The 16,521-nt window shown below is 51.9% G+C and carries 15 protein-coding genes; 9 read left to right on the forward strand and 6 right to left on the reverse strand.

The features are described from left to right. Positions 1-51: 51 nt before the first annotated feature. From L975_RS10075 to L975_RS10085, 3 genes are all read left to right on the forward strand, one after another. On the forward strand, positions 52-411 hold the full coding sequence (locus L975_RS10075; RefSeq protein ID WP_010863680.1) for a phasin family protein: 360 nt from the start codon (positions 52-54) through the stop codon (positions 409-411). A gap of 300 nt (positions 412-711) precedes the next feature. Continuing rightward, positions 712-2,142 (forward strand): wax ester/triacylglycerol synthase family O-acyltransferase, encoded by a 1,431-nt coding sequence (locus L975_RS10080; RefSeq protein ID WP_010863679.1) that lies wholly within the window; start codon positions 712-714, stop codon positions 2,140-2,142. Between the two features lie 24 nt (positions 2,143-2,166). Then, positions 2,167-3,114: an alpha/beta hydrolase gene (locus tag L975_RS10085; RefSeq protein ID WP_064977764.1), complete on the forward strand. Its 948-nt coding sequence runs from the start codon at positions 2,167-2,169 to the stop codon at positions 3,112-3,114. On the opposite strand, the gene L975_RS17270 is transcribed toward L975_RS10085, so the two are convergent. The 4 genes from L975_RS17270 to bioA form a co-directional block, all read right to left on the reverse strand. Continuing rightward, positions 3,066-3,746: a TetR/AcrR family transcriptional regulator gene (locus L975_RS17270; protein ID WP_052181397.1), complete on the reverse strand. Its 681-nt coding sequence runs from the start codon at positions 3,744-3,746 to the stop codon at positions 3,066-3,068. The genes L975_RS10085 and L975_RS17270 overlap by 49 nt on opposite strands. A gap of 2 nt (positions 3,747-3,748) precedes the next feature. Further along, positions 3,749-4,249 carry a DUF2505 domain-containing protein gene (locus L975_RS10095; RefSeq protein WP_047708482.1) on the reverse strand — a complete coding sequence of 167 codons (501 nt, stop codon included), beginning with the start codon at positions 4,247-4,249 and terminating at the stop codon, positions 3,749-3,751. A 77-nt stretch (positions 4,250-4,326) separates the two neighbouring features. After that, positions 4,327-6,309, reverse strand: coding sequence for an SDR family oxidoreductase (locus L975_RS10100; RefSeq protein ID WP_047708484.1), 1,983 nt, complete (start codon positions 6,307-6,309; stop codon positions 4,327-4,329). An 862-nt stretch (positions 6,310-7,171) separates the two neighbouring features. Beyond that, positions 7,172-8,491, reverse strand: coding sequence for an adenosylmethionine--8-amino-7-oxononanoate transaminase (gene bioA, locus L975_RS10105; protein ID WP_047708486.1), 1,320 nt, complete (start codon positions 8,489-8,491; stop codon positions 7,172-7,174). A 107-nt stretch (positions 8,492-8,598) separates the two neighbouring features. Here bioA and bioB point away from each other — a divergent pair, with 107 nt between their 5' ends. From bioB to bioD, 4 genes are read left to right on the forward strand one after another with little or no spacing between them, the layout of a single operon-like run. Next, positions 8,599-9,660, forward strand: a complete 1,062-nt coding sequence (bioB, locus tag L975_RS10110) for a biotin synthase BioB (RefSeq protein ID WP_047708488.1) — start codon at positions 8,599-8,601, stop codon at positions 9,658-9,660. Positions 9,661-9,689: 29 nt separating this feature from the next. Then, entirely contained in the window at positions 9,690-10,970 is a 1,281-nt protein-coding gene (bioF, locus tag L975_RS10115; protein ID WP_081995664.1) for an 8-amino-7-oxononanoate synthase, read from the forward strand. Further along, on the forward strand, positions 10,963-11,796 hold the full coding sequence (bioC, locus tag L975_RS10120; protein WP_052181398.1) for a malonyl-ACP O-methyltransferase BioC: 834 nt from the start codon (positions 10,963-10,965) through the stop codon (positions 11,794-11,796). The genes bioF and bioC overlap by 8 nt, the downstream gene beginning before the upstream one ends. Then, positions 11,789-12,469 (forward strand): dethiobiotin synthase, encoded by a 681-nt coding sequence (gene bioD / locus L975_RS10125; RefSeq protein WP_047708490.1) that lies wholly within the window; start codon positions 11,789-11,791, stop codon positions 12,467-12,469. The genes bioC and bioD overlap by 8 nt, the downstream gene beginning before the upstream one ends. Positions 12,470-12,614: 145 nt before the next feature. Here the strand turns inward: bioD and L975_RS18345 are convergent, their stop codons facing one another. Continuing rightward, positions 12,615-12,782 carry a hypothetical protein gene (locus tag L975_RS18345; protein ID WP_165807605.1) on the reverse strand — a complete coding sequence of 56 codons (168 nt, stop codon included), beginning with the start codon at positions 12,780-12,782 and terminating at the stop codon, positions 12,615-12,617. Between the two features lie 398 nt (positions 12,783-13,180). On the opposite strand from L975_RS18345, the gene htpX reads away from it, so the two are divergent. Both htpX and L975_RS10140 read left to right on the forward strand, forming a co-directional pair. Beyond that, positions 13,181-14,056, forward strand: a complete 876-nt coding sequence (htpX, locus tag L975_RS10135; RefSeq protein WP_010863668.1) for a protease HtpX — start codon at positions 13,181-13,183, stop codon at positions 14,054-14,056. Between the two features lie 147 nt (positions 14,057-14,203). After that, entirely contained in the window at positions 14,204-15,022 is an 819-nt protein-coding gene (locus tag L975_RS10140) for a DUF3658 domain-containing protein (RefSeq protein WP_047708491.1), read from the forward strand. A gap of 219 nt (positions 15,023-15,241) precedes the next feature. Here L975_RS10140 and punC read toward each other — a convergent pair whose 3' ends face one another. Further along, entirely contained in the window at positions 15,242-16,429 is a 1,188-nt protein-coding gene (gene punC / locus L975_RS10145; protein WP_010863666.1) for a purine nucleoside transporter PunC, read from the reverse strand. Between the last annotated feature and the right edge of the window lie 92 nt (positions 16,430-16,521).

Below are 16,521 nucleotides of genomic sequence, written 5' to 3' on the forward strand. Positions count from 1 at the left end.
GTCTGAGCGTGTACCGGCCTGCCCGGCGCAGGTTCTGCACAGGAGGTTATCATGGAACACTATGTTGCACACAATGCTCCGGCTGAGTCTGATGCTGAGGATGACCTGTTGGCCCGTAATATCTGGTTAGCTGGGCTGGGCGTTTACAGCATGAGCTTACAGGAGGCGCAGTCTCTGGACGGTAAAGCCGAAAGCATGTTTGAGAAGTTGGTCGATTTAGGGCGTGATGTTGAGCAGAAAACACGCCAGCAAGTGGATGACACGCTCGCCAGCAGTGTGGCGGTCGAACAGCGGGTACAGAATCTGTTTACCCGTCTGAGCGGGGTTGATCCTGCCCAGTTAACATCTTTGGATGACAAACTGGCGGCATTGACCGAGCGTGTAGAGAAACTGGCGGCGGCGCGTAAATAATGCCGATGTTCCTGCCTGACCGACGCATGATTGGTGGCGTGACAGCGGTTTAACCTGAACGTGGTTTTAGTGGGTTAAATACCCATTTATTCAAGGTTATTCAAGGTTAATGTCACGCCACACATGCTGTTCATCAGCACACTAAGCACCAACAAAAGCACTAAGATTAGCACTAAGAGAAGTATCAAAGTACAAGACGTGAAAGGGTAACGGCTCAGGTACGAGCCTACAGGGCGAAAACCCAGTCATCTACAGGACTACAGCAGTACGCGCAGTACAGGCAGTAAAGGAGGCTTTTTCATGGCGACACTCTCATTACTCGACTTGGGTTTTGTCGTGTTTGAAAACAATACTACGCCCTTGCACATTTCAGGTCTGATGATTGTCAGCCCTCCGGCTGAACAATCGGATTATGCGGCTCATCTTCACCAATCAATGCTACGTGGTGGGCCGGTGCAAAGCCCGTTTGACCGGGTTTTAGATCTGGGGCTGACACACTTACCCCGTTGGCAGGCCGCGAAATATGTGGATCTGTCCTACCATATCCGGCGCTCCAGCTTACCTGAGCCCGGCGATCATTATCAGCTGTTGGAGCTGGTATCCCGTATTCATAGCTACGTGCTGGATCGCAGTCGTCCCTTATGGGAAGTCTGGATTATTGATGGCCTGAAAGATGGCAAAGTGGCGGTACTGTTCAAGCTGCATCATTCGTTGGCCGACGGTGTTCGTGCGTCCAAATTGTTTATGCGTAGCTGTCAAACAGACCCGACACAAACTGAATTTGTTCCGTTCTGGGCGACCACCGAACAACCGGATGTCACCGAACGTCAGCAACATAAACAGGCGCTGCTGCAAAGCCTGCTTAACCCTGATTTATGGCTGAAGCAATCCAAAGCATCACTGGGTCTGCTTAAGCTGTGCTCCGGATTTTTACGCGCCAATGCCGGCAGTGGATTGGGGCTGAAAATGCCGTTTACCGCGCCGCATACGCCGTTTAACCTTAGCCCAGAGCGAGCTCGGCGGGTGACGTTGGTTAGTTTACCGCAGCATCGCTTTAACCAAATCGCCAAACTCACCGGCGTTACCATGAATGATGTGGTGCTGACGGTGTGCGATATGGCGCTGCATCGTTATCTGCAGGCGCATAACTGGAAAGAGCAAAAACCGCTGGTGGCATTGATGCCGCTCAATTTGCGACATGGTGCCGGTAATGAAACGGGTGTCACTAATAAAATGACCCTTGGATTGGTCGAGATGGGGCGCAGTGATGATCCGCCGCTGCGCCGTTTGCACTCCGTGCGTAACTCGACCGAAGGCATCAAGTATCAGGCCTTAGAGCTGCACCCAGACGCTTATTATCAGTATGCGATTTTGGTCAATGCGCTCTCGTTGCTGTCAGGCCGGTTAGGGCTCAATCACTACTTGCCGCCTGCGACCAACATGCTGATCTCTAACGTGCCAGGGGTGAAGGAAACCCTCTATTTCTGCGGTGCCAAAGTGGAGGATGTCTATCCGTTGTCACTGCTGTTACCGGGGCAAACCCTGAACATCACCTTGCTCAGCTATGCCGGTCACCTCAATTTTGGTTTCGTGTGTTGCCGACGTTCGCTGCCGGGCTTTGATGTGATTGGGCAGTACCTGAAAGAATCGCTGGCGGCGCTGGAGCAGGCGACCTTAAGTGAAGTGGCCAAAGTGGTCCGGCAAAAGGCGGTGGAGTTTCCTGTCGAGTGATAAACCGCTCACCAAGGAGTGAACATGCCAAGCTGGAGTTCGAAAGCGCTGAATAAACTGCTGGCACAGGCAATGCGTGCCCGCCTGCAACGCTGCGATAACGTGGCCGAGCTGCGGGCGGTGATCAGTGGGCTAGATAACATGAGCCATTATGTGTCTAGTCCAGCCTCGTTAGAGGCGATCCCTGATACCATTAACGGGGTGCCTTGTGACTGGATCACCACCGGTCAGCCGGTCGGGCAAACCGTGTTGCTGTTTTTCCACGGTGGCGGTTTTTGTCTGAAAGCCTCGGCATTGCACTTCTCGTTACTCGGTAAACTGGCGGAAGTCTGCCACGCGCGCGGCATCATGGTGGATTACCGCTTATCCCCTGAATTTCCTTATCCGGCGGCAGTTGAAGACTGTTTTCAGGTTTACCGCGGCTTGCTTGAGCAGGGTATTTTGCCATCCCAAATTATTCTGGCTGGGGATTCCGCGGGCGGGAATTTGGTGCTGACTACCTTGCTGCAAATTCGTGAGCACAATATGGCGCAACCGGCATGTGGGATCTTGTTCTCTCCCGCAACTGATATGGCGCTTAATAGCCCCTCAGCGTTTTTCATGCGTAACGAAGACCCATTTTTCGACTTAGGCTCGTTATTGCTGATGCGAAATAGCTATTTGCAGGGAAAATTGCCTTGTGAGCCGCTGATTTCGCCGGTGTATGCTGATTTGCATCAGTTAGCACCGATGATGATTCATGTCGGCTCACTGGAAATATTGATGGATGACTCAGTGCGTGTAGCGGCGCGTGTGCGTGAACAGCGTGGGGTGGTGGATTTAACCGTTTGGCCGGGAATGCCGCATGTGTTCCCGCTATTTCAGTTGCTACCTGAGTCTCAAGAGGCGATGAATCGGTGCGCGGCATTTGCTGCCGCACACCTTCAACGAGCGTCTGCCGAGCATGCGCGAGCGGCCGACAAAGAAAGATAAGGGGTCAGCACGGCGGTCAGCCGTCTGATCCCGGTTTGAATCAGTATCTCTTCATCTTCCGCTAACCATTCGCTCTGTGCTGGGCTGCTGGCTTCTGGCGGGGCGTCTTTGCTCATGTCGGTGACGGTGTGATGAGTCAGATGCGGCTCAAAACACAACCAACTTAGCCCCATCAGCACCAGATTATCCGCCAATAATTGCTGCTCATCCTCGTGTAAATACGGGCCAAATCGTGCAATCAAATGATGACTGAACTCCTGCAAACTGCGCAGAACGCGTCGCCATTTGCGCGGTAAGTGAGCCGATACGCCAGCACCTTCTTGCAGGAAAAAGTTTTGATCCCGCAAGATAAAGCGGTAATGACGGCACACCCCAAGCAACGTGTAAAGCAAGGGGAGACAGTCATCCAGCGTTTGCACATCGCTACTGATGTTGCGATTGAGCCGATCAATGGCCAACTGAAATTCAGCTAACAGTGGCAACACCAGCTCTTCTTTGCCGTGGTAATGGTAATAGAGATTACCGGGGCTGATGTTCATTTCCGTAGCGATATCGAGGGTGGTCACCCACGCAACACCGCGCTGGTTGAACAGCAGCAGGCTGTGATCCAAAATGCGCTCACGAGTCCCCATAATCAGGCCGTGGTGATATCAGCACTGATCAGCTGTTGCAGATAGCGATATTCAGATTGCATCAAGGCGCGGCAATCACGCACGATATAGTCGGTGACTTTGCTGCCAATAAATGGGATCCCACAGCTGATATCCAGCGCAATTTGGTTCTGACAGCCTTCAGCGGTTGGCGTGATCAGCAAGGTGCCTTCGATGGAAACTGGAATTCCCACTAACTCTACTTTAATGCGGCACTGGTAGTGGTTTTCCTGCAGTTGCCATTGTTCATATTGCTGTAGGCGATTGCTGTCCCCCAGTACGCTACGCAGCATTGCTGGGGCGTTGTTTTTCATGTCACGGCTGGTGGCGATAGTGACACTGTCACCGTCAACTTCGTGATCCATGACGCGTACTTTGTCTGCTTTCAGCCCTTGATATTTGGCGACGACACGCTCGGGATCAGTAAAGTATGGCAGTAGCTGTTCTGGTGAGCAGGCATAAACATGGGTTTCGTTCAGTTTCATGTTCTGTTCCTTATTATTTTACTGATTGTTGTTTTACTCAGTCTGTTCAGGTCCTTTGAAGGCCGGTTTCCCGGCCATCAGAAATGAATACCACGTAGCATGGCCGCAAAGGCGATCATCTCTTGTTGCTGATTTTTATCGGGCAATTCGCCGCCTTTATCGGCAGAGTCTGGGAACATGCGAAATGCGATGTTCATGATCACTTCCGCCATCCGCGGCGACAGCGAGTGGATGACCGCGCCAAAAATGCCCAGTTTGGTCGCGATGCGTTTTGGCTTGTGTACGATGGCATCGACCACCATGTTGGCCGCATCTTCTGGGGTGAGGGTCGGCACGGTGTCGTAAATCCGTGTTGGCGCGATCATCGGCGTTTTCACTAGTGGCATGTTAATGGTGGTAAAACGCACTCCACGATCGGAATACTCGGATGCTGCGCAGCGGCAGAACGACTCCAGCGCCGCTTTCGATGCCACATAAGCACTAAAGCGCGGCGAGTTGGTCAGTACGCCAATCGAGGAAATGTTGATAATGTGGCCATTGCGCTGCTCATCCATTTTCGGCAGGCAACCGAGAATCAAACGTAACGCGCCAAAGTAGTTAATCGCCATGGTGCGCTCAAAATCGTGGAAACGATCATAAGAGTCCGCCACTGAGCGACGAATCGAGCGTCCCGCGTTGTTAATCAGCACATCCACTTTATGATGCTCTTCGTGAATACGCTGGATCAGCGCATCACAGGCGGCAGAATCGGACAAATCGCAGATATAGCAAGTCGCGCGGCCACCCGCTTGCTCTACGGCGGCACGAGCTTCCTCTAACTGTTCGGCTTTACGTGCTACCAGCAACAAATGGGCTCCGGTTGGTGCTAACCGAATGGCAGTCGCCAAACCAATCCCTGAGCTACCGCCGGTGAGCAGCACTACTTTGTTGTGCAGCTGTTCGTGCAGAATTTGGTCGATAAACAGATCGGGGTCGAGGTTACGCTCCCAATAATCCCAGATTTGCGGTGCGTAGCTGTCGAGAGAAGGACAGCGGATCCCCGCTGGCTCCAGCAGCTTTTGTGTGCGGCGGTTATCGAAGCGGGTTGGGTAGTTAATCAACGATAGCGCCGAGGCCGGAATGCCGTACTCCGCCAGCAGTAAATGGCTAATGCGCTGTACGGGTGGATAGTTACACAGCATCCCCATCAGATGGCCGGGGATCAGATTGAACAGGCGCGAGTTAAAACGCAGCACCATTTTCGGGCCGTGTCCGGCTTCGGAGAAAATATTCAGCACTTCACCGGTGCGGAACGGGCGGCTGTCGGTCAGGTGGAAACATTGGCCGTCTAAGTCCGGCAGGTGCGCCAGATGATCCATGGCATTGACCACGAAATCGACCGGCACAATATTGATGCGTCCGCCTTCGATGCCGAGTAACGGCATCCAGCTGGGCAGGGCATTGCGGATCCGCTGCAAGAACTTGAAGAAGAAATAGGGCCCGTTAACGCGGTCTGCTTCACCGGTTTTGGAGTGGCCAACCACAATCCCTGGGCGATAAATTCGCCATGGAATACGGCACTCTTCGCGCACAGCTCGTTCGGCCAGATGTTTGGTCAGGAAATAGGGTGAGTCTAGATGTTCGGCTTGATCAAACATGGTTTCATCAAAGCAACCACGATACAGGCCGGCCGCAGCAATCGAACTGGTATGGTGGAAGCAACCGGCTTTGAGTTTCTCGGCGCAGGCAATTGCGTTACGAGTGCCGGCCACATTGGCGTCAATCTGAACTTCGGTTTTGGCATCCAGATCGTACAGCGCAGCGAGATGGAAGAAATGGGTGATTTTTCCTTGCAGCACTTGCACCTGCTCGGCGCTCAAACCCAAGAGTGGCTCGGTGATATCGCCATAAACCGCGTGGATGCGTTCAGGGGCGATATTCAGATTAGCGGCGGTTTGCTGTAATTTTTCTGCTGCCGCTTCCGAACGCACCAGACAATATAAATTACCGTTACGGTGAGCAAGTTTTTCCAGCAAAAAGCGGCCGATAAAACCTGTAGCGCCGGTAATAAAGTAACCCATGCTTCTCTCCTTAGAATACCAGGCTATTTGAATGGAAGTCCTTCCATTAATTACTCAGCATGACCGGGCTGTTATGACCTGTCTGAGCAGGTTGTGTGGGAAGATTCAGAATGCCTGAATACCTCTTTACCGGCATAACAGTCAGCCACCAAAAATAATATTCAGGAATGCTGATGTTATTTTGATGTTACATCGCATTCTAGAATAAAGGCAATTGATAGCCGTCAAGAAATGCGAAAAAGATATTTTAAACAGCAACATAAAGTGATGAGTCTGAAATAGTTATCTTGTAATTGTTGTTTTTAGAATAAATACACGCCAGCAAGCTGGTATGACCTGTTGTTTTTGCTAAAACGGCTTTTTTAAAGCGAATTATTCTGTATGAATATGCCTTGCGTGCATATGCGTAAAACGAAAGTGAAAGACTTAAGATCTGATAAATGAACACGAGGGGAAATGCGCGCATTACATTCTATAAATGTGCGATTTAAAATTAATCGCTGAGAGTGTTATAATTAAAAAGAATATGTGCTGGTGTTATTGGTAGTGAAAGTGAAATAAACATGCATTTCAGTCAGTTGTGTGAGCGTTATTTTTAATGCGAGGCGAGCATAAACGAGGGTAAATATGCAATGTTATATAGTGCGTGCTACAAGCCCCCCAATATCTAAACATCAATACCCAAGCAACCGAAGTACTCACGGTTAAACCTCAAACGCCTCGATATCAACCCTTTTATTTTAAACGTTAAGTTTTAAGGCAGAAATTTCAAGCGCTTAAAAGCCGCCAACAGCGAATACGACAGGTATTTAGACATGTGCCGTATTCGCTGCTGTAGAAAAAGGGCTTGCGGTTGATGGTCTCAGAGGCTTTGCTCAATCACCGCATGTATAGCCGCAGTTAAACGGTGCACATCTTCTGTCGGCGACATATAGGGCGGCATCACATAGATTAAGCGCCCAAACGGACGGATCCACACCCCGAGGCGCACAAACTCGGCCTGTAACCGTGCCATGTTCACCGGTTGGCGCATCTCCACCACACCGATCGCGCCGAGCACTCGCACATCCGCAACCGCAGAATGTGTGCTTAACGGCTGCAAATCGGCCTTGAGCACCGCTTCGATACGCTGCACATCCGCTTGCCAGTTGCCGCTGGTCAGTAACGCCAGACTTGCCGATGCAACGGCGCAGGCGAGCGGGTTAGCCATAAAGGTTGGCCCGTGCATGAAACAACCGGCGCTACCACTGCTGATGGTATCGGCAATGTGGCGCGTGGTGAGGGTGGCGGAGAGTGTCATATAGCCACCGGTCAAGGCTTTGCCTAAGCACAAAATATCGGGTGTGACCTCGGCATGTTCACAGGCAAAAAGCCGCCCGGTGCGACCAAATCCGGTCGCAATTTCGTCGGCAATCAGCAAGATACCAAATTCATCACATAGCTTACGTACTTCACGCAAGTATTGCGGGTGGTACATCCGCATCCCGCCAGCGCCTTGTACGATTGGCTCTAAAATAACGGCGGCAATTTCTTCATGGTGTTGTTTGAGCAAGGTGGCGAAGGGCGCAATATCCTGCGCTTGCCATGTGTCAGCGAAACGGCACTGTGGCGCTGGGGCAAACAGATGCTGCGGCAAAATGCCGCTATACAAACTGTGCATCGAGTTTTGTGGATCGCAAACTGACATCGCGCCGAAGGTGTCGCCATGATAGCCATGTGCGATGGTTAAAAAACGGTGGCGATTGAAAGCCGACTCTGCGCTGGTGGCCTGCTTGGCTTGCCAGTACTGCAACGCCATCTTCATCGCTACTTCTACGGCAACTGAACCCGAATCAGCCAGAAATACACACTCCAGCGCGTCGGGCGTCATGGCAACCAGTTGTCGGCACAGATCGATCGCGGGTTGGTGGGTGATCCCACCAAACATTACGTGTGACATGGATTCTAACTGCGTGCGTACAGCCTGATTCAGTTGTGGATGGTTATAGCCGTGAATGGCCGCCCACCATGAGGACATACCATCAACCAAGATTTGCCCATTGCCCAATGTTAGGCGATTGCCGTGGGCTTGCGTGACGGGGTAACAAGGCAGCGGATCGCGCATTGAGGTGTAAGGATGCCAGATATGTTGGCGATCAAACTGCATGTCAGCATCAGAAATAGCGCTTGCGTTAAAGCTCATTGTTTAATCTTCTGTAAACTAATAATAACTTATCAAATTGACAGTCTATCGCCGCTCACTACACTAGCCAAAATTATTTTTACTGAATTTCATGCATGGAGCATACGATGTCAGTACGTCACGATTGGCGAGCGCAAGAGGTTGCCGACCTGTTTGCGCTGCCGTTTATGGATTTGCTGTTTCAGGCGCAACAGGTACACCGCCGCTATTTTGAACCGAATCAAGTTCAGGTCAGTACGTTGCTTTCTATCAAGACTGGCGCGTGCCCGGAGGATTGTAAGTACTGTCCGCAAAGCGCGCGTTATCAGACAGGCGTAGAAGCCGAGCGTTTGATGGAAGTTGAAAAAGTGCTAGAAACCGCCCGGCAAGCCAAGGCCGCAGGTTCGACCCGTTTTTGTATGGGAGCGGCATGGAAAAACCCGAAAGAGCGGGATATGCCGTATCTGGTCAAAATGGTAGAAGGTGTCAAATCGCTAGGGATGGAAACTTGCATGACGCTTGGAATGTTGACATCTGGTCAGGCGAAGACGTTGGCCGAGGCTGGGTTAGATTACTACAACCACAATCTGGATACCTCCCCGGAATTTTACCAAGAAATCATCACCACGCGAACCTACGATGATCGCTTGCATACGTTAGAGCATGTGCGTGCGGCCGGTATGAAAGTTTGCTCTGGCGGTATTGTCGGCATGGGGGAGCAGGCCGCTGATCGCATTGGTTTGCTGGTGCAACTGGCAAACTTACCGCGCCATCCAGAAAGTGTGCCAATCAACATGTTGGTGAAAGTGGCGGGAACCCCGCTTGCAGAGGTCGATGATCTTGATCCGTTTGAGTTTATTCGCACCATCGCCGTAGCGCGCATCATGATGCCGCGCTCACATGTGCGCCTATCCGCTGGCCGTGAAAAAATGAACGAGCAAATGCAGGCGCTGTGCTTTATGGCCGGAGCTAACTCGGTGTTCTACGGCTGCAAATTACTGACTACGCCAAATCCTGCGGAAGACAAAGACCGACAGCTTTTCCTGCGCTTGGGGATCAATACTCAAACTGTGCAAACAGCGCAAGGCACTGCCGCGCAAGCCGATGATCTCGCCGAAGCCTTATTGCAACAAAGCATGCAGCAGGACATGCAGCAAGAGAATGCGCTGTTTTACAACGCGGCGCTGTAATCAAGCGGAACAGGCAGGACAAACAGTTAATGCAAGAACAACATCACTTAGCTCAAGAGCCGTGTGAGCCGCATCACGGGGAGCACAGCGCACCATGCTCGATACCGTCCCCGTGGGAAAGTTCACTGCAAGCTGCGCTGGATGAGCGACGCACGCAAGGGCTGTGGCGCGAGCGTGTGGTTAATCACAGCGGTAGTCGCAGTCAGGTGGCGGTGAGCCAGAATGAGGTTTCGGCGACTCAGAAACTGCTCAATTTCGCCGCTAATGATTATCTTGGCTTGAGCCAGCATCCGCAGATTGTGGCGGCATGGCAAGAGGGGGCCAAACGCTATGGCGTCGGCAGTGGTGCGTCTGGGCACGTGTCTGGCTATACCGAGGCGCATGCCAATCTAGAACAAGAATTAGCCGAGTGGCTGGGATACGAACGAGCGCTGCTGTTTGTCAGTGGTTTTAGCGCCAATCAGGCGGTAATTCACGCCTTGTGCGCTGCAGGTGATCTGATCCTCGCCGATAAACTGACGCATGCCTCGTTGCTGGAAGCCGCCATGTTATCGCCGGCCACGCTACGCCGTTTTCGTCACAATGATCTTGATTCCTTATCGGGATTACTGCAAGGAACGCCACCGGATGCGCGCTGTCTGGTGGTGACTGAAGGCGTGTTCAGTATGGATGGCGATCAGGCGCCGCTGCGTGACATTCATGCGCTGGCTGAGCGTCATGGTGCTTGGTTGCTGGTGGATGATGCCCACGGAACTGGTATCGTGGGGCCACAAGGGCAAGGCAGTTGCATGGCGGCAGGTGTGCGTCCGCATTTGCAGGTGGTGACGTTTGGCAAAGCATGGGGCGTGAGCGGGGCGGCGGTATTGTGCTCGCAGGTTGTAGCGGATTATCTGGTGCAATATTCGCGGCATTTGATTTATAGCACGGCGATGCCGCCCGCACAGGCATGTGCGTTGTCAGCGGCGTTGCAGGTTTTACAACAGGCAGAAGATGAACGTGCGCATCTCAAGGCGCTGATTGCTCAGTTTCGTGACGGGTGCGCTGATTTACCGTATCACTTGTTAGCCTCCACTACGCCGATCCAGCCGTTAGTGATTGGTGATAATAAACAGGCTTTGCAGCTGGCGCGTTATCTGCAACAGCGCGGTATTTGGGCGCCGGCCATCCGTCCGCCAACGGTACCGCCAGGTACTGCCCGCCTGCGTATCACCTTGACCGCCGCGCACAGTCACGATGATGTCGGACAGCTATTAGCAGCGCTGCATGATGCTGCAACTTGTAACTTGCACAAAGAGACATGCCGTGAATAAGCCATTAACGATGACATTGACTCCGGATCTTCTGTCAACGCCTTCAGCGCACAAGGAGCAAATTGCTAGCCGCTTTAGTCGTGCCGCAGGAAGTTATGACAGTGCTGCGGCTTTGCAGCGTGAAGTCGGGCATGAGTTGATGCAGATGGCATCGCTTCCTGTGCTGACTAAATTAAACGAGCCGATTTTACTGGATATCGGCAGTGGCACTGGCTATTTCTGCCAGTTATGGCGCGAACGCGGATTGCACGTGATCGCGCTAGATTTGGCCGAGGGCATGCTGGATTTTGCCCGTAGTGAAGGACGGGCATCGAGCTATATTTGTGCCGATATGGAGGCATTACCGTTAGCGGATGCCAGTGTCGACTACTGCTTTTCCAGTTTGGCGATGCAGTGGAGTGATGATTTGGCAACGGTGCTGCGAGAGTGTCAAAGGGTGACCAAACTGGGTGGGTTGATTTTATTCAGTACGCTATTGCAAGGCACGTTGCATGAATTACAAGCCGCTTGGAAGGGATTGGATCAGCAAAAGCACATAAATCACTTTTTGTGTAAAAACGAAGTAAATATTGCGCTGGCGCAAGCAGGCATTCGGCACTATCACCTAAACTTCTCCCACAAAAAAGTGATGTATCCCAGTGTTGTTGCTTTAATGCGAGACCTGAAGGCTATCGGCGCCAACCACCGGCACGGTGAACGGAATCCCGGGCTTGGCGGTAAGCAACAACTGGCTGAACTGGAACAACGCTATCGCGATAGATTTGAACATCAGACCATGCTTCCAGCCAGCTATGAGGTCTGTTGTGGAGTGATTGTTAATGAGTGAACGTTTTTTTATTACCGGCACTGACACTGAAGTAGGAAAGACAGTGGCAAGCCGTGCGTTAATGCAGGCTGCTGCTGGAATGGGACGTAAAGTAGCAGGCTACAAGCCAATTGCATCAGGCTGTACTGAAACTGCCGAAGGGCTGCGCAATTCGGATGCGTTGGTATTGCAGCAATCCGCAAATGTTGAACTGAGCTATGCGCAGGTTAACCCGATTGCATTGCGTGAACCGGCCTCACCGCACATTGCGGCCAAAATTGATGGTATCAATATTGAGTTTGACCACCTGAGCCAAGGTCTGCGAGCGTTAGAGCAACAAGCCGATTGCGTATTGGTGGAAGGGTGTGGCGGTTGGCAAGTCCCCGTATCTGACACGCAAAGTTTAAATGAGTGGGTTATTGCTGAACGCATGCCGGTCATCATGGTGGTTGGTATCAAGTTAGGTTGTTTGAATCATGCCATTTTAACTGCGCAGAGTATCGCAAATGATGGTCTGGAGCTGGTGGGATGGGTGGCAAATCGCGTCAACCCATGCTTGATGCATTATGCCGAGATTATCCAGACATTGCGTTGCCGGATGCCGGCTCCACAGCTGGGTGAAATTCCGTATATTTCTCGCCCAGAAAAACAACAATTGGGTAAGTATATCGATTTAACACCATTGCTGGGTTAAGCTGGGTTAAGTAGTTATACATGCAGAGCAGAATAAACAGGCTCTGATGCTGATTGAGTGACATAAAAAAACACCGCTCTTGTGAGCGGTGTTTTTTATTGTGAAGCTAATCTCTGGGGGAGGTGAGTATCACTCTTGTGGGTGATCACTCGGCAGAGGCGGTGTATCCGTTGTCAGATCCGGTGGATTGTTCTCGAAGGCGGTGTCCAACACCCGCGTCTAGTCCAAGGACTTCGCAGGCTTCTTCGTAACTTTTCCCCAGATGGCAGCGCAAAATATCGATCGCAACCAGATAGTTCTCTTTGTCTGCCATAATCTGCTCCTTATTCAGTATTCCATACACTGTGTATCGGCTATCTTTTGCGGCTATCTTTTACGAGTAAGTTCTCATCAAGAAGCGCACGAAGAGAGGCGAGTGCAAACGGTTCAAGCATGCCAGCAAGATGAGTGATGCTCACGCTGGCATGAATAGTATCGGTATCCATAACTATCGTGCACCGAGCGTGCTTCGGCAATAAGACTATAGTCGTAGAGCGTGACATAGCTCATTTCATTTGAAGATAACGTGATGCACGTCTAGTTGTGCGCACTTTTGCATTGATATAGATCGGTAAAATGCAAAAAAATATGTCATCACCCCTTGAAAGATGACATTCATCCCATATTATCCCATCAACTCCCCCTAACTGAGAGTCTAAGGAAGTAGCAGTTATGATGCGTATTGCATTGTTTTTATTAACCAACCTGGCAGTGATGCTGGTCTTTGGTTTGGTGTTGAGTCTGACCGGTATTCAGTCCAGCAGTGTTGCCGGTCTGGCGATTATGGCCGGCTTGTTCGGCTTCGGTGGTTCACTGGTCTCTCTGATGCTCTCCAAGTGGATGGCTCTGCGTTCCGTCGGGGGAGAGGTGATTGAGCAGCCGTCCAACGAAGTGGAGCGTTGGTTGGTCGAAACTATCCGTCATCAGGCGCAGCAATCTGGTATTGCCATGCCACAGGTGGCGATTTATCCATCGATGGACATTAACGCGTTTGCCACAGGTCCAAGCCGTAATAACTCGCTGGTAGCGGTAAGCTCCGGCTTGTTGCAGAACATGACCCGTGATGAAGCGGAAGCGGTGCTGGCACACGAAGTGAGCCACGTGGCGAACGGTGACATGGTGACCATGACCCTGATTCAGGGCGTGCTGAACACCTTTGTGATCTTTATCTCTCGTATCATCGCCCAAGTCGCTGCAGGCTTCCTGTCTAACAGCGATGAGGAAGAGAGCAGCAACGGTAACCCGATGATCTACTTTGCGGTTAGCATGGTGCTGGAGTTGGTGTTCGGTATTTTGGCGAGCATTATCGCGATGTGGTTCTCCCGTTACCGCGAATTCCATGCTGATGCGGGCTCTGCCAAATTAGTGGGCCGTGACAAGATGGTGGCGGCGCTGGAGCGTCTGAAAACCAGCTATGAGCCGCAAATGCAGGGCTCCATGATGGCCTTCGGTATCAATGGCGGTAAGAAGAGCTTTAGCGAGCTGTTTATGAGCCATCCTTCACTAGACAAGCGTATTGAAGCGCTGCGTGCCGGCCAGTATTTGTGATTAAGCTATCAATTTAGAATAAAAGACTGCCTCTGGCAGTCTTTTTTTTAACTAATCTCTCATTCCATTGTTTTTACATACAACTATCCTGTCGTATAACCAGTCAAAGGGTTACTTACGGTTTGGAATGAGAGGGCGGATCGCCAGATGGTTACAGAAAACATGCATATCATTTCTGAGCACCACTGCGCGTCAGTATTGCGGGATATGTTACGACGTCAGGGGCGTCATCAAGACAAAGTGGTCTTGTTCGGCGATGCCCTGTGCCATGGTCGGCTGTCACTGGATCGTCGACACTATTGGCGTGAGTTGATGCGTGGCAAACCCGCGTTTCCGTTCACCCCGTATGAACTGAGTCTGGTGCTGAATAATATGCAGCGTCCACTGGACATGCTGCCGCAATGGTTGGCACATGAGTCACCGGTCTGGTTATGGTGCTCGGATTCACTGCAAGATGAGTTGATGCGTTGTCAGCTGTTGCGCCATGTGCCGCCACAGCAGGCAGGGTTATTCCACGTTGTGCGCTATGCCGCTCGTGGCCGAACAAGTAGCGGCGCGACGTTGCCTTATACGGCGCAATATCTAGCGGCTGCGCATCTTGCTGAGTGTGAGCTGCATGCTGAGCCGGTGACCGCGGCGGATATTCAGGCCGCGACTCGATTGTGGCAACAATTGGAAGCGGATAATGAGCCACTTCGCTATCGCAGTGAGGGGAGAATTATCAGCGCGCCAGAGAGTTTTTATGATGCGGTTTTGCTCAATGCTGCAGACGAGGGATGGAATAAAGCGTTGATGCTGGTGGCCAGAGCATCGGCATGTTTGAGTGATTCTCCTGGGCATGAGTTTTTGCTGATGCGTTTGGCCCACCTCATTGAGCAGGGTACTTTGTTAGCGAGGCACACCGAGCACTATTGGCCGGAGGTGGATGTCTGTTTACCACAAGAACAGGCGATCCCGGCGGCATAACACAGCATAAATTAAAAGAACATCGAGATTGAATAATTAGCGGCGAACTAGAAATCAGTGACAGGGTAACGTTTAGGAGTTTAACTAGGGGCGAATCTGTTTCGGTTTTTAGCTTCGGATTTTAGTTTCGGTTTTGAGATCGAAAAAAAGCAGGGATAATTCCCTGCTTTTTGGTTGTGTTCTTAATCAGGCTGGCTCGCTGACAGCGAAACCTAACAATTAAGATTGAGCCTGATGTGGCTCTAGTGCCGCCTGACGAGCACGAACGCTCTGGACAAAGTAACCGACAATCACCAGACCGGCCATCAGCAGCATGGTTTGCGTGGTGGCTTGCAGGGCATCATCAGCACGCCAAGAAACCAACATACTGCCCAAGAAGCTCAGGCCCAGCTGCAGCGCGTTTTGCAGCGCGGCGGCTTTACCGGTGTGCTCTTTCCAAGCACCCAGCGCATTCGCCACTACAATCGGGTAAATCGCACCGTTGGCCACTGCCAGCAAGCAGAATGGGATCATCAGCAGCACTAAGGTGACATGGCCGGTGAACGGGATCACGAACATACCCACCACGCTCAGCACGAACAGCGCCAGTAACCACGGCAGCATTTTCTCGCCAGTTGTCCGCGCTAACAGGGTGCGGCAGCCATAACCACCAGCCAAGAACGCGATGGTCTGTGGAATGTAGCTCAAGCCAATATCACGTGGACCGTAGCCTAATTCACCCAGAATAAACGGTGAGCCGGTCAACCACGCAAAGAAGGCCGCAGAGCAAGCCGCGAAGATCAGCACGTTACCGGAGAACACGCGTGAGGTCAGCATGCGGAAATAACCCACCGCTTGCTCATTAGCCGGTTGCGCGCCGCGAGCTTGAATACGCAGGGTGCACAGCATCAACAAAATACCGGTCAGACCCAGTACCACAAAGATGGCGCGCCATGAGAAGTGCTCCAGCAACCATACACCGACTAACGGCGCCAGTGCCGGAGACAAGGCCACCAGTGGCATGATAGTCGCGAACATACGGTTGGCTTCGTTGCCTTCAAAACGGTCAACCACCAGCGCCTGCCAGCTCACCGCAGCAGCACACACGCCCACGGCCTGAATAAAGCGCAGAACCAGCAGTTGTGTCGCGGAGGTGACGAAAACGCAGCCAAAGCTAGCCAGTGTAAACAGCAAAATACCGGCCAGCAGGATTGGGCGACGACCTAAGCGGTCTGACAGCGGCCCCCACACCAGCTGCGCGACGGCAAAACCGGCTAAGAAGATACTCAGCGTAGCACCGATCGCACTGGCGTTGGCGCCAAGCGAGGTTTGCATGGCGTCAAATGCCGGCAAGTACATGTCGGTGGCAAGAAAGCCCAACATGCTCAGACCGGCCAGATATGCGGTAAAACCTAGGGAAGATTTCATCATCTGTCCTTTTGTATGTTTGTTATGGTTTGGACCTGATAGTCTGTCGCGGAGTCTACTGAGTGACGTTTCGGCTGTAAAACGCTAATATT

It is taken from the genome of Plesiomonas sp. ZOR0011, assembly GCF_000800945.1.
GTDB classification, from domain to species: domain Bacteria; phylum Pseudomonadota; class Gammaproteobacteria; order Enterobacterales; family CAMTGL01; genus Plesiomonas; species Plesiomonas shigelloides.